At 68.2% G+C, this 18,882-nt stretch carries 20 protein-coding genes; 18 read left to right on the forward strand and 2 right to left on the reverse strand.

All coding sequences use genetic code 11. The features are described from left to right. Positions 1-18: 18 nt before the first annotated feature. From OVA02_RS11770 to OVA02_RS11800, 7 genes are all read left to right on the forward strand, one after another. On the forward strand, positions 19-927 hold the full coding sequence (locus OVA02_RS11770) for a hypothetical protein (protein WP_267658517.1): 909 nt from the start codon (positions 19-21) through the stop codon (positions 925-927). A 70-nt stretch (positions 928-997) separates the two neighbouring features. Then, positions 998-2,713, forward strand: coding sequence for an FtsK/SpoIIIE domain-containing protein (locus OVA02_RS11775; RefSeq protein WP_267658518.1), 1,716 nt, complete (start codon positions 998-1,000; stop codon positions 2,711-2,713). Positions 2,714-2,907: 194 nt separating this feature from the next. Next, positions 2,908-3,336 carry a hypothetical protein gene (locus OVA02_RS11780; protein WP_267658519.1) on the forward strand — a complete coding sequence of 143 codons (429 nt, stop codon included), beginning with the start codon at positions 2,908-2,910 and terminating at the stop codon, positions 3,334-3,336. A gap of 77 nt (positions 3,337-3,413) precedes the next feature. Then, positions 3,414-3,956: a hypothetical protein gene (locus OVA02_RS11785; protein ID WP_267658520.1), complete on the forward strand. Its 543-nt coding sequence runs from the start codon at positions 3,414-3,416 to the stop codon at positions 3,954-3,956. Continuing rightward, positions 3,956-4,546, forward strand: a complete 591-nt coding sequence (locus OVA02_RS11790) for a hypothetical protein (RefSeq protein WP_267658521.1) — start codon at positions 3,956-3,958, stop codon at positions 4,544-4,546. Before OVA02_RS11785 ends, OVA02_RS11790 begins: the two co-directional genes overlap by 1 nt. A gap of 131 nt (positions 4,547-4,677) precedes the next feature. Continuing rightward, the gene (locus OVA02_RS11795; RefSeq protein WP_267658522.1) at positions 4,678-4,953 is read left to right on the forward strand and encodes a glutaredoxin domain-containing protein; all 276 of its coding nucleotides are present in this window, start codon (positions 4,678-4,680) and stop codon (positions 4,951-4,953) included. An 89-nt stretch (positions 4,954-5,042) separates the two neighbouring features. Further along, complete coding sequence (locus tag OVA02_RS11800; RefSeq protein WP_267658523.1) at positions 5,043-6,044, forward strand: hypothetical protein; 1,002 nt, start codon at positions 5,043-5,045, stop codon at positions 6,042-6,044. A gap of 198 nt (positions 6,045-6,242) precedes the next feature. Here OVA02_RS11800 and OVA02_RS11805 read toward each other — a convergent pair whose 3' ends face one another. Next, positions 6,243-6,827, reverse strand: a complete 585-nt coding sequence (locus OVA02_RS11805) for a hypothetical protein (RefSeq protein WP_267658524.1) — start codon at positions 6,825-6,827, stop codon at positions 6,243-6,245. Between the two features lie 81 nt (positions 6,828-6,908). On the opposite strand from OVA02_RS11805, the gene OVA02_RS11810 reads away from it, so the two are divergent. Genes OVA02_RS11810 through OVA02_RS11820 form a run of 3 tightly spaced genes read left to right on the forward strand, consistent with a single transcriptional unit; the run spans position 6,909 to position 8,850 of the window. Beyond that, the gene (locus OVA02_RS11810) at positions 6,909-7,487 is read left to right on the forward strand and encodes a hypothetical protein (protein ID WP_267658525.1); all 579 of its coding nucleotides are present in this window, start codon (positions 6,909-6,911) and stop codon (positions 7,485-7,487) included. 32 nt (positions 7,488-7,519) lie between these two features. Next, positions 7,520-8,371: a hypothetical protein gene (locus OVA02_RS11815; protein ID WP_267658526.1), complete on the forward strand. Its 852-nt coding sequence runs from the start codon at positions 7,520-7,522 to the stop codon at positions 8,369-8,371. Continuing rightward, positions 8,368-8,850 carry a hypothetical protein gene (locus tag OVA02_RS11820; protein WP_267658527.1) on the forward strand — a complete coding sequence of 161 codons (483 nt, stop codon included), beginning with the start codon at positions 8,368-8,370 and terminating at the stop codon, positions 8,848-8,850. The genes OVA02_RS11815 and OVA02_RS11820 overlap by 4 nt, the downstream gene beginning before the upstream one ends. On the opposite strand, the gene OVA02_RS11825 is transcribed toward OVA02_RS11820, so the two are convergent. After that, the gene (locus tag OVA02_RS11825) at positions 8,840-9,748 is read right to left on the reverse strand and encodes a hypothetical protein (RefSeq protein ID WP_267658528.1); all 909 of its coding nucleotides are present in this window, start codon (positions 9,746-9,748) and stop codon (positions 8,840-8,842) included. The genes OVA02_RS11820 and OVA02_RS11825 overlap by 11 nt on opposite strands. A 19-nt stretch (positions 9,749-9,767) precedes the next feature. Here OVA02_RS11825 and OVA02_RS11830 point away from each other — a divergent pair, with 19 nt between their 5' ends. The 8 genes from OVA02_RS11830 (at position 9,768) to OVA02_RS11865 (ending at position 18,851) form a co-directional block, all read left to right on the forward strand. Beyond that, positions 9,768-10,607: a GspE/PulE family protein gene (locus tag OVA02_RS11830; RefSeq protein WP_267658529.1), complete on the forward strand. Its 840-nt coding sequence runs from the start codon at positions 9,768-9,770 to the stop codon at positions 10,605-10,607. Next, on the forward strand, positions 10,597-11,781 hold the full coding sequence (locus tag OVA02_RS11835) for a type IV pilus twitching motility protein PilT (RefSeq protein WP_267658530.1): 1,185 nt from the start codon (positions 10,597-10,599) through the stop codon (positions 11,779-11,781). Before OVA02_RS11830 ends, OVA02_RS11835 begins: the two co-directional genes overlap by 11 nt. A 2-nt stretch (positions 11,782-11,783) precedes the next feature. Then, complete coding sequence (locus tag OVA02_RS11840; RefSeq protein WP_267658531.1) at positions 11,784-13,172, forward strand: type II secretion system F family protein; 1,389 nt, start codon at positions 11,784-11,786, stop codon at positions 13,170-13,172. Next, entirely contained in the window at positions 13,172-13,657 is a 486-nt protein-coding gene (locus tag OVA02_RS11845; RefSeq protein WP_267658532.1) for a prepilin peptidase, read from the forward strand. Before OVA02_RS11840 ends, OVA02_RS11845 begins: the two co-directional genes overlap by 1 nt. 105 nt (positions 13,658-13,762) lie before the next feature. Continuing rightward, on the forward strand, positions 13,763-14,254 hold the full coding sequence (locus tag OVA02_RS11850; protein WP_267658533.1) for a hypothetical protein: 492 nt from the start codon (positions 13,763-13,765) through the stop codon (positions 14,252-14,254). A 108-nt stretch (positions 14,255-14,362) separates the two neighbouring features. Then, on the forward strand, positions 14,363-15,157 hold the full coding sequence (locus OVA02_RS11855; RefSeq protein ID WP_267658534.1) for a hypothetical protein: 795 nt from the start codon (positions 14,363-14,365) through the stop codon (positions 15,155-15,157). Then, entirely contained in the window at positions 15,157-16,779 is a 1,623-nt protein-coding gene (locus OVA02_RS11860) for an RCC1 domain-containing protein (protein WP_267658535.1), read from the forward strand. Before OVA02_RS11855 ends, OVA02_RS11860 begins: the two co-directional genes overlap by 1 nt. A gap of 2 nt (positions 16,780-16,781) precedes the next feature. Continuing rightward, a complete protein-coding gene (locus tag OVA02_RS11865; protein WP_267658536.1) occupies positions 16,782-18,851 on the forward strand; it encodes a hypothetical protein in 2,070 nt (689 codons plus the stop codon). The last annotated feature ends 31 nt before the right edge of the window (positions 18,852-18,882 follow it).

The raw sequence follows: 18,882 nt of genomic DNA on the forward strand, positions 1-18,882 counted from the left end.
GCCGCACACGTACGGGCCATGACCAACTTCACTGAGACCGACCACCCGCGCGTCGCGGACGGCACCTTCACCGAGAAGGCCCAGACGAAGCCGGAGACCTCGCTCTCCGGTGGAACGCCTGCCGAGGAGGTGTTCGCCGCCGTCGAGTCGTCGAGCACGCGCGGGCAGTACACGCTCGAGTCGGTGCAGACCCACCCGCCCATCGACTTCGGGAAGCCGATCCTCATCAGCATCGGCGGCGACGCGCACGTGAACACCCGTGTCGGCGCCGCGGCACGGCTGTTCACCAGCGAGGAGAGCAACGCCGCGCGCGAGGAGTACGAGGCGCTCATCACGGCCGGCAAGAACAGCATGCAGAAGCTCACCGTGATGAGCGTGTCCGACCGCGGCATCCCCTACATCCACGAGGGCACCGGTGCCGAGCTCGCTGACGGCCGACGACGCCTCCTCTGCAAGGGCTCCCGCACGAAGGCGTACGACTTCACCGAGCGGAAGCTGCTCGGCGTCGTGAAGAACTACGGCGGCCAGGACGCCCTCGCTGCTCGCTTCCAGGGGGCGGTCGAGCAGGTTCCCGTCACCGAGCCGGTCACCTTCGACGGCATCCCCGAGTACGACGGGTCCGGCGAGCAGAACTCCGTCGCCGCGGTCTACCTCATGGACGGACCGGACTTCGGCAACGGCTCCGAGCCCGGCTGCATGTTCTTCGCCACCGACATCCAGACCAGCGACAACATCGTCAACGGCTACTTCTGGGCCCCGTCGGACGCCGGCCTCCTCACCAGCGAGTCGGGTTCGTTCTACCTGCACGACTTCAAGCGGAAGGCCGGCCGCGTCCGCGACTACGAGCCCGGCAGCATGAGCTTCACCGACGCCGCGAAGCTCGACAGCGACCGGGCCGCGGGCTACAAGGCAGTCGTCGGCAAGTAGCCGGCGCCCGCACCACCGCCGACGGGCGGCTCCTCCTCGGGGCCGCCCGTTTGCCGCATGTCTCAAGGGCATGCCCACCAAGATCGAGACGAAGACGCTGAAGATGCCAGCCGCCTTCGACCCCCAGAAGCACGCCCGCATCCTCGACAAGTGGGTCACCGACAACCTCGGCGAAGGCTGGGTCGTCGAGAACATGAACCTCGGCGAGCACACCGTGACCGCCTCCCACCAGACGTTCATCACCGAGGTCTCCGACGCGGACACCGCGACGAAGGACATCGGCCTGCCACGCGGCTCGAAGCCCGCCGACGGTGACAAGGTCGCCGCGAAGCTCGAGTCGCAGCACGTCGGCTGGCGGCTGACGCGGTTCGAGCCGTTCCTCGGCTTCGCGACGATGCAGAAGATGAAGGACGACACCGTCCGGGCCCGCGGCGCCATCGCCCAGGTCCTCGGCGTGAAGCCGTGGGAGATCCAGATCAGCGACCGCGCTGACGGCGGCTACGACATCCAGCTGCCCGCCAGCAAGTACTCCTCCGCCAAGCACGACGACAAGCTGCAGGCGACCGTCGAGACCGACATCGGTGTCGAAGGCTGGTACATCAAGACCAACCCGCAGAAGCTCACCGCGAGCATCACCCCGGCGAGCCCGCCGACGTTCCCGCCAGCCATCCCCTACCCGTTCAAGCGCCCCGTGCCGGCGCTCGTCCCGTCCGACGGCAAGTGGGCGAAGATCCCCATCGGCGTGAAGCTCGGGAAGGGCGAGGAGCTCGGCGACGTGCTCGAGATCGACCTCTCGGCCGCCGCGCACGGCAGCGTCGCCGGCATCTCCAACGGTGGCAAGTCCGTCGCCATCAACGCCCTCACGTACGGCCTGCTCTCCCGGGGCTTCGAGCTGTGCATCGTCGACGTCAAGCACAAGAGCGCCGACTTCCGGTACCTCCGCGACCTCGTCCGCCCGGGCGGCTGGGGCTGCGAGTCCATCCGCGCCAGCGTCGCGACCATGTCGCTGGCGATCGAGGAGGCCGAGCGTCGCGCCGAGCTCATCGCGCAGCACGGCGTGCAGAAGTGGACGGAGCTGCCGACGTCGCTCGGCATCCGCCCCATCGCCATCATCCTCGACGAGGTGACCGCTCTGTTCCTCCTCGAGGAGGTGCCGAAGGGGCTGCCCAAGGACCACAGCATGGTCACCGAGGCCATCCAGGCGAACCTCGAGAAGCAGATCCTCAAGAAGCTCGTCGGACGCGTCGCTGCTGAGTGGCGCTTCGCCGGCCTGCACATCTTCCTCGCCACGCAGATGGCGCAGAACAACACCGGTGTCCCGCCCACCATCAAGATCAACCTCGGCAACAAGCTGCTGTTCGGCGCGAACCCGAACGACGCCGCGCGCGGCCACGCGTTCTCCGACGCCCGCGCCGTGCCGAAGGTGCCGGTGAACATCCAGAACGACTCCAAGGCGAACCGCGGTGTCGCTGCGGCCGAGCTCGAGGGTCAGCAGGCGCCGTGCGTGTTCAAGGCGTTCTTCGCGACGACGGACGACTACCTCAAGCACCTCGCCGCGCTCGGCGTCCCGACGACGACCCGGCCTGAGCCGACCGCGTCGGAGATCTCCCGCTTCACCCCGTCGCTCGAGGAGGATGAGGGACCGCGCCCGCGCTCGAAGTTCGATGAGGGTGGGTTCGGACAGGAGCCGGAGCGAGGTGAGCCGCGTCTCCGCGGTGCCGCCGCTGCGGCGCACGAGCTCAAGGCAGCGGAGCAGGCAGCGAAGCGGGCTGCGGCCGCCGCGTAGACCTGCCGCATGTCTTCTCGGCACACCCCACACCCCACGAGGAGCACCGCATGCACGACGACTGGATCCCCACCCGCGAGCAGGTCACCGAAGACGAACGCCGCCGGGACGAGCTGACGCCGACCAGCTGACCCGATTCGCCGGTGTACTGTCGCACCGCGGTCCTGGGGCGACCGCTGAGAAGGGGAACGGGCATGGGATCACGCCGTCGCGCACTCGTTGCAGTCCTGCTCGTTGGGACGGCTGTTGCCAGCCTCTCGGCGTGCGCCCCTGACCCCTTCACGCGCGACGACGTCCTCGAAGTCCCCCACGCGGTCCTCGAGCTCGACGAGCACAACAGCGGCCGCTGGCAGTACCTCGACGAAGACCTCGCGGTTCACGACCTCGGCGAGTGCGAGCGTCACAGCGTCTGGACCTCGCGACGGACATGCCAGTCGGTCGACGAGGCGAACGTCTACTTCACGTACACATCACCCCGCCGCGGCCATTCCGAGCGGACCCTCGTCGTCGACGGGGAGGAGATCCCGATGTCGTGCGAGAGCGACTTCGTTGAGGGAATCCTCTACTGCATGCCCACCAGCGCCTCCCCGGAGCCGACTCAGTGGCCACCGCGCAGGACTTGATGCGTCGGCGCTGAGGCTGCCGCGCATGGTGTCGGCGACAACCCTGCCCACCACCCTGCGCACAGAATCGAGGCCCCTTGGCTACCGCGATCGAGACCGACCAGACCCAGAACCTCACCCCTTCCCCCACGCGACCCGACGGCTCCTCGTGGCCGTTCGCGCTGCTCGTCGGCGACGACACCATCTACGCCGACTCCCGCACCGAGCTCGTCGGGAAGCTGATGTCGGGCTACTCGGACTACGCCACCGGCGACGAGGGTGACACTCTCGCGTTCCTCGCCCGTGTCGACATGGCGGCCGGCATCGCCGCGGAGGCGCAGGCGACCGTCCTGGCGTCCGTCACCGAGTCGGGAGAGTTCGCGCCCGAGCGCGAGTCGGAGTCGGTCCTCACTGCCCTCCTGAGCCCGCGAGGGACCGGTCTCGTCACCGGCGAGGAGTTCGACAGCCGATGGGACCACCCCGTTCCCCTCGTGCTGCTGAGCACCGACTACATCCCCGTGACGAGTCACCCACGCATCGAGGGCAACGTCCAGTACATCGACCCCACGAACGAGACGACGCTCCTGGCGTCCCTCGAGAAGTTCGGGTTCGTGCAGCTGTTCGTCAACGCCGACATCTGATGGACGAGCGGGGGATCCTCGTCGCGGCGTCGGTGGCAGGCGCCCTGTTCGCCGCCACCATGGCCTTCATGGCGTGGCTCCTGTCCGGTGACTTCGCGGCATCGGCCTCGTTCCTGTGGCGGACAGCGCTCATAGCGGCGATGCCCCTCGGGGTCCTGATCGTCATCGACGCCGTCAACGCAGTCCAGGACGCCACAGCAGGTCATCGGCAGAGGCGAGCCACCAAGCGCGTCCGCGTCACCCTCGAGGGCGACCGTGTCCTCGCGGTCGGCTGCCGCATCATGCCCGACGGGTACGCAGTCGATGTCGACCTGGCTCAGGTCGGTGCCATCTCGGCCGGCCCCGACGACGCACGAGACGGCACGCGCACTGTGGCGTTCTGGGACGCAGACCCGGACCTCCATCCGAGCAGGCACTGGAACCGCCTGCATGCCCGCAACATCCGCGCGAAGCAGCTCGGTTCCGTGCGCGTAGACCAGAGGCTCCTGAACGACGAGCGGACGCTCATCGAGGCACTCACGGAACGGGCCGACCTGCTCGGCATCCTCGTCGACACATCGCTCGCCCGACCCACAGCGCTCGTCTCCTGACGACGCTCCCCGCACCAGCGGGGGTTGAAGAACACCACGACCGCCACTCGGCGCCGCACACGTCCTCCTTCACCACCTCAGTCCGCCTCGACCATCTCGGGGCACCACCGACGACCCCGAAAGGTCCCCTCATGGCACTCACCGTCTACACCAAGCCCTCCTGCGTCCAGTGCACCTCGACGTACCGCTCGCTCGACAACGCCGGGCTCGCGTACGACGTCCTCGACGTCACCGCCGACGACGCGGCACTCGAGACGGTGAAGAGCCTCGGCTACCTGCAGGCGCCCGTGGTCACCAACACCGACGACCAGGGCGTCATCATCGAGCACTGGTCGGGCTTCCGCCCCGACAAGATCGCCGACTACGTCAAGAGCCTCGACGGGGCCCGCGAGCTCGTCGCCGCCTGACCGGCTCGCTGCCCGGCCCGAACAGCTCCCCGTGACTCGAGTCGCGGGGAGCTGTTCTGCGTCTACCGGCCGCCGCACACGTAGACGGCATGACGAACTTCGACACCCTGGCGCACCCGCGCGAGATGACCACGGGGCAGTTCACCGACAAGGCGCAGTCCGCCCCGGAGCTGTCCATCCGCGCCGACGGCATCACGAAGGCCCAGCGGGAGCAGCGGCATAACGCCCTCCTCGAGGCGGGCTTCATCCCCGCCGTCTCCGGCAGCGCCGAGGCCTCCGGCACGACCCGCAAGGACGTCGGCACCTGGTGGGACTCCCACTTCGTCCGCGCCGAGTACCACCCCGACCCCACCGGCTACCCGCAGATGCCGGACGACTACACGCCCGCCGGCACTGCCGGCCGGTCGCTCTCCGGCGCGCGTCGCACCCACCGTGTCCGCTACGCCGGCCCGGACGTCTCCATCCGCATGCCGTCCGCGTCGTCCATCAAGCGCTACGCCGCGGAGACCGGGCAGACCTTCGACGTCCCCGTCACCGCGACGTTCCCCGGCGGAGACATCTCCGGCTGGGTCCGCGTGACGAAGAACGGGCCCGGCGAGTGGTCGGCCCAGGGCGTCAACTTCCCCGGCGGCAACGACCTGCAGGTCGCTGAGGCTGTCGGCGCGGTCCTCGAAGCTCGCCGCCCGTCGACGGCGCTGGCGGAGGCCGGCGACCTGATGCAGCGTCGCACGGAGCGCATCGCCGCAGCCGGGGCGAAGATCCAGGAGACCCCGCACGACTCGTTCGTCTCCGGCGCCGGCTACGACCGTGAGCAGGGTGTCCTCGCCGTGAAGATCGGCGAGCGGACGTACGGCTACAAGGCGTCGCTCGAGCGGGTTCGTGCCTTCGGGCGCAGCACCAGCATCGGCGCCGCCTACAACCGGCTCATCAAGGGCACGAAGGTCGCGCCGGTGGAGGAGTGCTCGAAGTGCGGCCGCTTCAACGCTGCTGGCGCCCGCCACCGCTGCCCGAGCCGGCACACCGCCCCGTCGGCCGTCCCGCTGCCCCACCAGGAGCGCGCCCGCGAGGCCGCTCTGGCGGCGTCCAGGTAATTTTCGACGAACTTCCGAGAAGCGTCGATTTCCGCCGCATGTCTCTTCTGTGGCGCCGCAAGGTGCCATGGGGCTAGGCCGGGAGTGCCTGCACCGCGAAAGGTCCATCAGCTCGGGGGTGCTGAGGACTGAGCCGAAAGGCACGCGAGGGCACTCCCGGTCTTCTGTCGTCTCAGGCACTGCCTACCTTGGCTCGACTCAGGGGAAGAAGTGCCCGATGAACACGCGCGTGTATTGGATGCCCAAGAAGGTCACCCACAGGCTCGTGAAGTAGCAGACGGCTGCGAGCCCGGGTAGCCACCAGGTCATCCAGCTGCGCGCGTGTGCGCGGGCCGCGTCAGGTCCGATGTCGGCCGTCGGGCTCGACGGAGCCGCCGGAGCTTGCCCATCTCCAGCGCCCAGGATGACCTGCATGACGAGGGCCCCAGCCACCATCACCGTCTGCAATCCCCCGACTTCGATGACCGGGTCCTCCGGCCAGATGTTCGGCAGCAAGAAGACTGCAAATCCAATTACGAACGGGATAAAGCCGGACAAGAAGGCTCGCGAACCGGACGTAGAGACAGCCACGAGAGTCAAGCTGAGGCAGATCGTGACCACGTCTTGAACCTGGTCCCACGAAACCGAGCGGCTGATCCCAAGGAATAGGGACAGTCCTTCATCCCAGGCGCCAACCACGATTGCGGAAACACCGAAGAAGATGCCCAGCGAGACGGCGGTCTTCCGCGTCGGCCCAGCCAGGTTGTTGTCTGACCAGGTGTCCAAGCTTTGCTTGATGCCCACAGAGCCCCCCTACGTTTGGCACCCGACCCCCGGGCACTCTCGCGATCGTAGCGGCTCACAGCTGCCGCACACGTACGGGCCATGACCACGACGTTCACCGAGTCCGACCACCCGCGCGCCACCACCGGCGAGTTCACCACGAAGGCCCAGTCCGCACCGGAGACGACCCTGACCGGCTCGTCCACCGCCCCGGTCCTCTACACGTTCCACGCCGACACCTACACGCCTCGAGCGCTCGTCGAGCACCTGGTGAGCATCGGCGAGCTGTCGCCGGCCGCCCGGGACATGGACGTCGAGGAGGTCCTCGATCAGCACGCCGGCGCCAACGGCATCGACCGTGACGACGAGGTGTCGTTCGACAGCGACGACTTCCCGAAGGTCGTGCTCGAGCACCAGGTGACGATCGACGACCACCCGGCCCTCGGCCGCGAGTGGTGGGAGGTCGCGCAGGGCGAGTACGGACCTCAGTCCGCGCCGGACGCCCTCGACCGGTGGGCTGAGGACCTCGACCTCGACGCCGGCACGCTCGACGCCCTCTGGCAGGGCACCGACTACACAGCTGGCCCCGAGGCGGTCATCGCGCGGGTGGCCGAGAACGGACGCCGTCTCGGCGTCGACTTCGACGCCCTGAACTCGCCGGTGCCCGTCCGCCACAACTGACCGGCGGCGGGGCGCCGCATGTCTCACCGGAGATGCCACGCCTCCCCGCCTTCGACCTCAACTCGCTGACCTCGCCAACCCCGGCGAGGTCTTCGTACGACTGGACCCGGCGCCGCCGCGGCGCGAGCTCGGGCGCCACGACCGCGCACCTCGGTGACATCGCCGGCCCCCTCAGCGAGTTCCTTCGAGGGAGCGAGGCCGTCGTCGGTTGCGTCGCCTGGGTGACGTCCACGCGCCTCGTCGACGCGCTCGTAGGCCGGCCGGTGTCGCTGGTGCTGACCAAGGAGTGGCACCTCCGCTCGATCGACACCAAGGCTTCGTCCGTCCGCAGCAGAGCGAACCTCGCCCGGCTCACCGGGGGCCTCCGGCGCGGCGACTTCCCCGCGCCGCTGTCCGACATCGCCGGGCACGACGACATCGAGCCCGTCCGGGTCGCCGGGCACATCCCTAGAGCTCGGACGGCCAACAGCCCTCTCATGCACCACAAGTTCGTCGTCCGCCTCGAGGGCGGGCAACCGGTCGCTGTGTGGACCGGATCGTTCAACTTCACGGTCAACGCCGAGTCGTCCTTCGAGAACGCGGTCGAGATCCACGATCCCGTCATCGCCGCTGCGTTCCTGGCGGAGTGGGCCCGGGTCGCAACGGTGTCGGAGCCCCTTGACTTCGCGGGTGGGAAGGCGGCACCGTCCTGGGGTGCGCGGCGGCCGGCCGCTGTGGCCAAGCCCGTCGCGCGAGCCCGCAAGAAGGCGCCGGCTGCCCAGAAGCCCGCGGCTAAGAAGGCCGCTCCGAAGAAGCCCGCGGCTGCGCGTGCCACCTCGACGAAGAACGGCAAGCCTGCCACCGCGAAGCGGCCGGCCGCCGCCCGCACACGTAGCAAGGCATGACCTTCACCGAGACCGATCACCCACGCAGCAGCCGGGGCATGTTCGCCGACAAGATGCAGAGCGCACCCGAAGCGACCCTCTCCCCCGCCGCCGACCTCAACGACGACGCCAGCTGGGCGGGCGTCGGCCCGCAGGCTGCTGCCGACCGCTACTACAGCTCCGCCGCCGGGGACTTCGTGCACCGTTCTACCCGCACCGGGCGGGGGTACCGGCTGACCCGGACGATGACCCTGCCTGCGACAGAGCGCGTGGGCACACAGACCCTGCGCGCGACCTTCAGCAACGACGTACACGACAGCGACTCTTCGGCAACCGTCGAGGTCTGGACCCAGAGCGGCTGGGTCGAGGTCGTCAAGACCATCCAGCACGACTTCCGCGACGCTCCTGCTCCCATCTCCACGGACGACGACGCATGCCAGTCCTTCGCCGAGGACTACCTGCACGAACGGTGCATCGAGGCAGCTCGCATCATCGGCTGACCTTCCCGCGGCCGCGGCCGGACGCCCTCTGCGGAGGTTGCGTTCCGGCCGCTTCTCGTTTCGCCGCATGCCTCCTTGGTGAACGTGAATCCCCCGCCCACGACCCCAGGAAGCCCACATGACTGACGAGCCCACGCCCCCGCCGACCGACCACTTCGCCCAGCTGATGGGCCGTCGAGTGCTGTCTCCGGAGGAGCTGGCTGCTGCTGCGCCGGTCTGGGCCACGCCAGCCGTCGAGGAGGCCGTCGTCGAGCAGCCCGAGTCCGCCGCGACCTCCCCTGTGTGGGCTTCGTTCGAGGCGCAGCAGCCCGCCGTCGCCGAGACTGCCGCGGAAGCCCCGACCGCGCCGAGCGCCTGGGACGCACTGCCTCAGACAGACACGACCGCGTGGGTCCCCGCACCAGCCGACGAGCTGTTCGACGCCAAGACCGACCAGGCGACCCCGACCGTGGCACCCGCTGCTGCTCTCGAAGAGACGCCGGCACCCACCTTCGACGCCTCCCCGGCCGCGCCTGTCGAGCCCGCTCCGGCTCCGCACGCGGTCGAGGAGCCCGTCACGGCGCCGCCCATCGACTTCGACGCAGCCCCCATCGTCGACGAGCAGTCGACCTCGAAGGAGCTGGAACTCATCGAGGCTCCGGCGCCCGTCAACCTGCGCTCGCCGGTCAAGGAGAGCGTCGGCGTCTACCCAGCCGACGAGTGGCTCGACAACGCCCTCGCCGACATGGTCCGCGCCGGCGTCTCCGACGTCCACCTCGTCTTCGTCGGGAACAGCGCGCAGGGCACCGAAGAGCTCCGCATCCAGGCCCGCATGGACAGCGACCTCGAGGACGTCCTCTCGTTCCTCGGCAATGACGCCCGCAAGATCATGAACAAGCTCCAAGACCGCTTCGCGCATCGACACCAGCTCCTCGCGCGTGCCCGGCGACGGCCTGTTCCCCGCCACCATCGACGGTGTCGACTACCGACTGCGCGCGGTGCTCCTTCCCACCTTCGACGGCGGCGAGAAGATCGTTCTCCGTCTGCCGCAGACCGGCTCGATGAAGCTGCTCGGCGACCTCGGCGCCACGAACGAGAACGTCGCCGCCATTCAGGAGCTGCTGGCCCTGCCCGGTGGCCTGACCATCATCGCTGGGCCCGTCGGCGAAGGAAAGACGACCACGGCCCACGCCTGCCTCATGGCCATCGGCACTGACGGCCGCAGCACCATCGCCGTCGAGGACCCGGTCGAGCGCATCCTGCCGGGCGTCTCGCAGATGGAGGTCGTCGAGGAAATCGGCATGGGCTTCGGCGACGTCATGCGCTTCTTCGTCCGAGCCGACTTCGACACCCTCTTCATCGGCGAGATCCGTGACGCCGCGACCGCAGCCGCTGCTGTCCGAATGGCGAAGGCCGGCCGCCGCGTCGTCTCCACCATCCACGCCAACAACAACGTCACCGCCCTGCTGCGCCTCATCGAGCTCGCCGAGGACTCGCCCCTTTCGGTCCTCGACGCGGTCAACGGCGTCATCAGCCAGCGCCTCGTCCGCAAGGTCGACATCGCCCGGAACGGCTACTACGGCCGCACCCCAATCCACGAGGTCCTCCGCGTCACCGACAAGGTCATCGACGCGCTCATCGAGAACAAGTCCCGCGCCGCCATCCGCGAGGCCGCCGCCGACACGTCGACGACGTTCGAGGACAACCTCCAGCAGCTCATCAAGCGCGACATCACCAACCAGGCAGAAGCACGAAGGGTCGTCGGCCATGACGTCTGAGCAGGACACCACACAGGCCCCCACGGCAGCGCCCACGACGAGCGACGGGCGGGCTGTCAGCCCGGCCGCCGTGCAGGTCGGGCAGATGCTCGACTACTTCGGCGCGGAGGGCTGCTCCGACATCCACCTCACCCCGTCGCGCGGGCTCTGGTACGTGAAGGACAAGCAGACGCTGCCCTACGAGGGCATGGCGACCATCCCGCAGCCGTTCATCGACCAGCTCGTCGACGAGTTCGCTCACGCGCATGGAGACCCGTTCAGCGACTCCGGCCAGCTCGACTCCTCGTTCGACATCGGTGGTGAGTACCGCGGTCGCCTCGCCGCCCGTCGGACGCACGCCGGCACGACGATGACCTTCCGCATCATCTCCCGTCGTATCCCGACCACCGCCGAACTCGAGCTGCCGGCGTCGCTCATCGAGACCGTCCGCCGCCCCGCAGGCCTCCTCCTCTTCACCGGGCAGACCGGTTCCGGCAAGAGCACGTCGATCGCCGCTCTCGTCAACGACCTGAACATGACCGAGCCCACGAGCATCTACACGCTCGAGGACCCCATCGAGTACGTCTACCCAGAGGGCACGGCCCTGGTGAACCAGCGCGAAGTCGGCGAGCACGTCAAGTCGTTCGCGGTCGGGCTCGAGAACGCCAAGCGCTCCCACCCGAAGATCATCATCATCGGCGAGATCAAGAGCGCCGACACGGCCCGAGCCGCCGTCGACGCCGCCGCATCGGGCCACCTCGTCGTCAGCACCATGCACGCCGGCTCGACCGCCGAGGCCATCGACGGCCTCATCTCGATGTTCCCGCCGAACGAGCAGCCGCTCATCCGCACCCACCTATCGCAGGTGCTCCTCGGCGTCGTCGTCCAGATGCTGATCCCCCGCATCCAGGGCGGCCTCGCCATGGCGCAGGAGATCGCGTTCAACACCCGCACGTTCTCGACCATGCTCCGCGGCGACGGCAAGGAGGGCGGCGGGAACGACATGAACCTCATCCAGCAGTACCTCCTCGGCCCCGGCCGCCAGGAGCGCATGCAGGCGATGGAAGTCGCCCTCAAGGACCTCGTCGTCGCCGGGAAGATCACCGCCGAGCAGGCCCGAAACCTCGCGCGCGACCAGCGCGTCATCCACGACGAGCTGACCACAGCCGGCATCCAGTACACCTCGAAGGACTGAGCATGACCCTCTTCAACGCACCTGAGAAGGGCCACGGTCTCAACCCGGCCCCCGCCACGTTCGACGACACGCTCCTCGGTGCGCCTGTCGCCGCCCGCCAGGCCATCGAGGTCGACACCCCGACCGTCGAGGTCATCGACCTGTCCCGCCCCGAGCGGAAGCCCAAGAAGGGAGCCGCGAGCAAGAAGGCGCGACCGGCCCGCCCGCCGCGCCGGCTGGTGACCCCGAAGGCCGAGCGCATCGAGCGGAACAACGCCCGCGCTGCCGAGCGGCTCGCCGATGACGGCAGCCAGGCCGCCGAGAAGAAGAAGCTCTTCAACATCAACGTCGTGGGCAAGAAGAGCAAGGTCGACGACATCGCCGAGACGCTCGAGGACCTCGCGGCCATGCTCGAGGCTGGCGAGAGCGAGGAGCGCGCCGTCCTCCAGCTCGCCGAGCAGTACTCGAAGATGAGCGTCGGCCAGGCTTACAAGCGAGCCGCCGACCGCATGCGGAACGACGGCCTCACGATCATCGAGGCCCTGTCCGTCGAGCGGGACGTCTTCCCGCGCGTCGCCCGCGAGCTGCTGTCGGCCGGCACCACCCCGCGCGACCTGCACACGAACCTCCGCCAGGCCGCCCGAATCATCGTCGGTTCCTCCGACGTCAAGGCTCAGATCCGCGCCGCACTGTTTAAGCCGATGATGACGCTGAGCATCGTGCTCGTGTTCGTCCTCGTCGCCTCCGAGTTCCTGCTGCCCGGCGTGGTCTCGATGTTCACCAGCATCGGCGCCGAGCCGCCGGCTGCCACGGTCGTCATGATCAGCATCGGCAAGAGCGTCAAGTGGGTCATGGGCGGTATCGCCCTCCTGCTCGTCGGAGCGCTCGTCTTCTGGATCTTCTTCGGCCGGAAGCAGCGCAAGCTCCGCATCTGGCGCGACAAGGCGGCCATCAACGCGCCCCTCATCGGCTCCGTCACGCAGATGAACACCGCTGCACGATTCGCCGACGTCCTCGCCGCGTGCCTCTCCTCCGGCATGACCGAGCTCGACGCCCTCGAGATCGCTGCCCGCTCCTGCGGCAACGAGGCCGTCGACGCCCACGTGCGCGAGCACATCGTGAAGCAGCGCATCGGTGAAGCCGTCTTCGCCGACGTCGCCCGCACCCCGCTGTTCCCGTGGAACCTCGGACACCGCATCGACATCGCCCCGTCGCCCCGCCAACGCATCGAGATCATGCGCGACCTCGCGAAGACGTTCCACAAGAAGTCGGAGCGACGACTCGCGAGCTTCGTCGACAAGGTCGGCCCCATCTCGGAGCTCTTCGTCCTCAGTGCGGCCGGCGTCGTCATCCTCATGATCGCCCTCCCGGTCGCGACGTTCGCCCCCGCCCTGATGAGCATGACCGGCTGATGTTCTTCGGCAACTACATCCCCGCAACCGCGGTGCTCGTCCTCCTCGCTGGACTCGCCATCTTGGCCATCCTCGACGTACGACGCCGAGAGGTAGACGGCTCCGCCACGGCCATCCTCGGCGCCGCCCTCGCCGTCATCCTCGTCCGAGAGCCCCTGCAGGCGAGCCAGTGGATCTTCGGCTTCGCCTCTGCGGTGGTCGCGTTCGGGTTCTACCTCGAGCGCGGCCGCCGGGGCCGCATGGGCGGCGGCGACGTCAAACTCATCGCCATCCCGGCGTTCGTGCTCGGAGTCATCCATCCGCTCCTCGCCGTCTGGGGCGTGTTCGTCCTCGTCTTCGGCGCACAGATGGCAGTCCGACTCATCCACACCCTCGTCACACGGGCTGACGCGTCGACCGTTCCTGAACCTCTCCCCCACGTTCCGGCCATCTTCGCCGGGACCGCAATCGCCCTTCTCTCGACGGGTGCGCTGGCCCTTCTGTAGCCGATTTCTCCAGTTCTGCCCGAAGTGGTCTGTTTTCGCCGCATGTCTCCTGCCTGAGAGCGGACGCCCTGTCTGGCTCGCCCCACAGACCAAGGAGAACCCCGAGTGAAGTCCAACATCGTCCGGCCCCGCAGCGTGCCGCGCATGTCCATCATGAACGTGCTCCGCGGCCGCGCGGGCATCGAGGTGTCGGTGACCAACATCATCGTCGCCATCGGTGTCAGCCTGGCCGTGATGATCGGCGTCGCCGCCAGCGTCATCTACGTCCTCCCCTGGGCGCAGAACTCGCAGGCGCAGTCCGACCTGTCGTCGATCCAGTCGGCGGAGACCACGTACTTCTCGCAGAAGGCGCCCGTCGCGTACGGCACCGTCTCCGAGCTCGTCGCCGAGAAGGCCCTGCTGAAGTCCTCGAAGCGGGTCGCCATCACGGTGTCCGCCAATAAGCAGGCGTACTGCGCCGGCACCGTCTCCGGTGCGGGCAAGTACTACTACATCACCCACGACAGCACCGACCCGACGGACACCATGCCGACGGTGGCCGCTGCTGGGGTGGCCTGCCCCACGACCGGCCAGATCGACGCCGGCCGCATCGGCTGACCTACAGCCGCACACGTAGTACCCGCCGGGGGCCCGGCGACCAGCTGAGCCCCCGGCACCACCCCAGCACCTTCACCCCGCAGCACCACAATGAAGGAACCCCACACCATGACGCCGAAGCGCCTCACCGGACACAGCATCCGCGCTGCCGTCCGCGCACGCTTCGACGTCCTCCGCGATAAGCGCGGCAACAGCATCACCGAAGCCATCGTCGGCGTGACCATCTCCCTCATCGTGCTCAGCATCATCGCTGGCGGATCCGTCGCAGCAGTCACCGCACTCACGACCCAGTCGACGAACGCCGAGCGGCTGCAGCAGCTGACCATCATGACTGCACAGCCCGAGATCTACCCTGCGTGGGAAGCCGCCACCGGCACCCCGCAGACCAAGGACATCGTCCTGCCGTCGGGCAGCCGTGTCCCCACCTATTTCTGGCGCGTGGGCGGCGCCACCGGCTCCGACTACTACGCCAGCACAGCCCGCTCCGGCAAGGACGTCGACATCGCGAAGTGCCGCGACAAGGCCACAGTCCGAACCGACATCTGCCTGTACTCGGCGCGCTACCACGCGAACGACATGCGCTCCCTGCAGCCCATCACCGTCCCCGGCCTGGCCGTCACCGACCTGACGACCACGCTGCCGCTCGGCACGACCGTCGCCACGCTGCCCGCGCCGGCCACCGAGACCGCCTACCGCTTCTTCATCTCTGCGGCCGCGCTCGGCGACCGCGGTGAGCTGCACTTCAAGCAGGGCGGCAAGTCCCTGGCCATCATCCCCATCGGAACGACCACCGACAGCTACTTCGGCACCATCGCCGTCAAGCCCGGCACCCCGGTGACCGTCATCAACACCGACCGCGTCGTCAAGGTCGACCGCGTGCTCGTCTACAAGGCAGGTGCCTGATGTCCAAGCTGCTCCGTGTGCTCCGCTCGAAGGCCGGCTTCTCCACCGAGCTCGGCCTGTCCATGCTCTCGGTCCTCGTGATGTTCGGCCTCGCTGCAACTGTCGTCGCCTACGGCCTCTCCTCCGTGTCCTCGACCCAGCACAAGGTCCTCGCCGCGGCCATCGAGTCGCGCGCCAGTGCCTTCGCCGGAGACCTCAACGTCTCGCTCACCGACGACGCCGCAGCTCCGGCCCGCACGCACAAGTGGGACGTCCGCGCCGGCACCGGGACCACCATCAACAGCGTCACCGACAACGCCGACGGCACGAAGACTCTGGTCATCAAGGCCCAGAACGAGAACGCGTCCTTCTCCCTGGTTCGATCGGTCGTCATCGAGCCGACGTCTGTGACGCACATCACCGGCTTCGACGAGGCTGACAACCCCAAGTGGGCCACCTCAAACGAGCCGTCCGCGTTCACGATGTGGGGCCCGAAGAAGGGCTCCGTTCGCCCGCTCACCGCCGCAGAGGAAGCTGGGCAGAGCCGGGGCACCACCTGGAAGACGCTGACGGCAAACGCCGGCATCGACTCGTCGGGTCAGCTGTGGACCTGGTGGAACACCAACAACACCGGTCAGGCCGGCGACGGGACCATCAGCAACACCAAGCGGCTCGTCAAGGTCATGCCGGGAACAAAGTTCCGTTCGGTCGTGACTGGCACGAACACGAACTACGCGATCGACGAGCGTGGCTCGCTGTGGGTCTGGGGCTCGAACCTGAACAGCCAGCTCGGGCTGCCCTCGACTGTGACGAACCAGGCAACTCCCGTCCGCGTGCCCGGCCTGGACCAGCCCATCGTCCAGGTCGCCACCGGCACACAGCGCGTGTACGCCATCGACACTCGAGGCCGTCTGTGGGGCTGGGGCTCGAACAACGTCAAGACGCTCGGCACCGAAGACACCGCCACGATCGTTCAGACGCCCAGTCTCGCCACTAGCAACCGCACCTTCCAGTACGTCAGCACCAACGCGACCGCCACGTTCGCTATCGACACCACCGGGGCCATGTGGTTCGTCGGCAACGACGCATCCGGCCACGTTCGCGGCACGACCACCCCGACCTCGACGACAGCATGGCTCGCGCTCGTTCCGGGCACCAAGTTCGTGGCTGCCGACTACTACAGCGGCATCTTCACCGCCATCGACAGCGAAGGCAGCCTCTGGAGCTCTGGCCGAGGGTCAACCCGACCTATCGGCGACGGGACGCTCAACGACCAGCTCGGCCTCAAGAAGATCCCGACGACGACGAAGTTCACCTCCGTCTCCGTCTGGGACAACCAGACCTACGTCATCAGCACGTCCGGCGAGCTGTACGGGTGGGGCAAGTCCACGAGCAACCGTCTCAACAGCACCGACACCACGGACGTACTCGTGCCGAAGCCCATCCTCCCCGGAGTGGTCGTTTCGAGCGTCGCCGCCAACTTCGCAGGCACCACCGCGGTGACAGTGCTCGACAACCGAGGCGCCATGTGGGTCATCGGCACCCGCAGCGCCACCCTCTGGCCCACCAGCTTCACCTCGGGCGACAGCCTCGCCTTCAAGCACCCGTTCCCCGCCGACTTCGATCCCAATGGATGGAACTGACCATGACCACCACGCCACGCTCCTGGAAGAGCGTCCTCCGCGACAAGGCCGGCATCTCCGTGTCGATCCCCGAGACGGTCATCTCGCTGGTCGTGAAGATCATCGTCATCACGGGCCTCGTCGGCGCCGTCAGCGTCATGCTCATCGTCCAGATGAACACGCAGAACTCGACGAAGTCCTCGAGCGCCTACCAGGCTGCCTCGAACCGCTTCGCCGCGGCGGTCGCAGCGTCCGACGAGGTCCGAGGCACCTCCGACTCGGTGACGCTGTTCAAGGTCATCGACCCTGAGGAGTTCACCTACTCCGCCGAGCGCTGGCACGCAGCCGACATCGGCGGCAAGAAGACCCTCGTCGTCGACCGCTTCGACCTCCTCTACGACCTGCTCGAGCCCAGCGACGGCGATGCCCGCAGCGGACGCCAGGTGATGCTGGCAGACGTCGACGAGCCGCAGTTCACGTACTCGAACATCGCCAACCGCGAGATGACCTACTCCGGCTTCGACGTCAGCCTCGCGCCAGGAACTCGTCCGACGAAGACCAGCGAGGACGACTGGCAGGACCCGCGCGCGAAGCGCGTCGAGATGGACCTGTCGACGTCGAAGACCCGCGTCAACACCTACGCCCGGAACGCAGTCTCCGTCGGCATCACCGACATCGTAAACTTCTCCAAGGCCGTTGACGGCGCCAAGTACGTCGTCCCCGAGGACCCGTTTGTCGCGCCGTCCGCCATCGGGCGCGTGTGGGCCACCCGATCGGCCACGACTGGCACGGCCTACGCCGGCGCCCGCGAGGGAGCGACGCTGTCCTTCCTCGGCGGAACCTGCCAGGACACCCCGTCCATCGTGACGGCATCCTGGCAGCCCCTCTCTCCCACGGGCCAGCCGCGCGTGAGCACGACCTTCACGCGGGCTCTGACCGGCGCCCAGACCAACGTCGAGCTCGCTGACGTGCGCAACGGCGCACAGGGCACCTTCGAGGTCAGCGTCAAGTGCGACGTCGCCGCCGAGCCAGACACCGCCACGGTCGACTACGCGCAGCCGCTGCCGGACACCACCCTGACTGCCACCGCAACTGCTGACGAGAAGCACCAGCTGCGCTTCGTCCGCGTCTCGAGCCTCAACGTCCAGTACCTCGCGAAGGCGACCGTCACGCCGGCAATCACCGGAGTCGACAACGGCTGGAACGGCGCCTTCACGTTCAGTGGCACGGACCGCGACTACGCCGACGGCACCACGTACGGCCGCACCTTCGAGTACGAAGTCAGCACGAAGCTCGGGGACCTGACGGGTGCCACGGACACTGCGACGCTCCGCCCGGCCTGGCCGGCCGCGCCCGCAGCGCGCAGCATCACCTTCCAGCGCACCGGTAGCGGTGCCGCCATCACGGACGGCGTCGTCAAGTGGAGCTACGCGTCGAGCTGCCCCGCCGGAACCACGGCGTACGCCCGTGGCATCCAGAACAAGGTCTGGCACTCGGGCAGCGAGACGGTCGGCAACTACACGGTGGGCACGCTCGCTGCGGGCAAGACCCAGGAGACGTTCGCGCCCGGCTACGCCCTCGAGGGCTACCCCTACTCGATGCTCGTCGGCACGATGTGCTACTCGCCGAAGACGGGCCTGCAGAGCCCGATGGCGGACGCCCAGAGCGGCAACTGGATCACCGAGATGAACAGCCCCACCGCACCCATCTACGACGGGTACGACTTCCGTGACTGGGCCCGCGGCGACAAGCGCGGCTACGGCACCTGCTGGGGCCTTGCACCCAACGGCTGCATCGCCAGCTTCCCGCGCCCCCAGGCCTGGAACCAGTCCTACCAGCTCGACTTCCGCACCTTCTGCCCCGCCGGATCGAGCGTCAGGGCATCGAGCTACAAGACCACCGACTGGGCCGGCAACGTCAACTTCCGCGGCTTCTTCGGACGCCAGGACGGATGGCAGTTCCCGGACGCCGCCAACACCGAGACTGTGCGCCACGACGACCCGGTGTACACCTGCGGCACCAACTGGAACTCCTCCCCCAACAGCGCCATCGGTGCTGACGTCGTCTACACCATGGACAGGATCTGGCGATGATGCGCGAGCGACTCGAGCAGCTGCTCCCTAC

It is taken from the genome of Frigoribacterium sp. SL97, assembly GCF_026625765.1.
Classification (GTDB): Bacteria; Actinomycetota; Actinomycetes; order Actinomycetales; family Microbacteriaceae; genus Frigoribacterium.

Bases quoted from the DNA above. Each gene is read 5' to 3' on its own strand.
- OVA02_RS11825 (WP_267658528.1), bottom strand. From the start codon at position 9,748: ATGCGCGAAGCGGTCTTGGAGCTTGTTCATGATCTTGCGGGCGTCATT.
- OVA02_RS11855 (WP_267658534.1), top strand. From the start codon at position 14,363: ATGACGCCGAAGCGCCTCACCGGACACAGCATCCGCGCTGCCGTCCGC.
- OVA02_RS11790 (WP_267658521.1), top strand. From the start codon at position 3,956: ATGGACGAGCGGGGGATCCTCGTCGCGGCGTCGGTGGCAGGCGCCCTG.
- OVA02_RS11840 (WP_267658531.1), top strand. From the start codon at position 11,784: ATGACCCTCTTCAACGCACCTGAGAAGGGCCACGGTCTCAACCCGGCC.
- OVA02_RS11845 (WP_267658532.1), top strand. From the start codon at position 13,172: ATGTTCTTCGGCAACTACATCCCCGCAACCGCGGTGCTCGTCCTCCTC.
- OVA02_RS11800 (WP_267658523.1), top strand. From the start codon at position 5,043: ATGACGAACTTCGACACCCTGGCGCACCCGCGCGAGATGACCACGGGG.
- OVA02_RS11865 (WP_267658536.1), top strand. From the start codon at position 16,782: ATGACCACCACGCCACGCTCCTGGAAGAGCGTCCTCCGCGACAAGGCC.
- OVA02_RS11860 (WP_267658535.1), top strand. From the start codon at position 15,157: ATGTCCAAGCTGCTCCGTGTGCTCCGCTCGAAGGCCGGCTTCTCCACC.
- OVA02_RS11820 (WP_267658527.1), top strand. From the start codon at position 8,368: ATGACCTTCACCGAGACCGATCACCCACGCAGCAGCCGGGGCATGTTC.
- OVA02_RS11770 (WP_267658517.1), top strand. From the start codon at position 19: ATGACCAACTTCACTGAGACCGACCACCCGCGCGTCGCGGACGGCACC.
- OVA02_RS11795 (WP_267658522.1), top strand. From the start codon at position 4,678: ATGGCACTCACCGTCTACACCAAGCCCTCCTGCGTCCAGTGCACCTCG.
- OVA02_RS11780 (WP_267658519.1), top strand. From the start codon at position 2,908: ATGGGATCACGCCGTCGCGCACTCGTTGCAGTCCTGCTCGTTGGGACG.
- OVA02_RS11775 (WP_267658518.1), top strand. From the start codon at position 998: ATGCCCACCAAGATCGAGACGAAGACGCTGAAGATGCCAGCCGCCTTC.
- OVA02_RS11810 (WP_267658525.1), top strand. From the start codon at position 6,909: ATGACCACGACGTTCACCGAGTCCGACCACCCGCGCGCCACCACCGGC.
- OVA02_RS11815 (WP_267658526.1), top strand. From the start codon at position 7,520: ATGCCACGCCTCCCCGCCTTCGACCTCAACTCGCTGACCTCGCCAACC.
- OVA02_RS11835 (WP_267658530.1), top strand. From the start codon at position 10,597: ATGACGTCTGAGCAGGACACCACACAGGCCCCCACGGCAGCGCCCACG.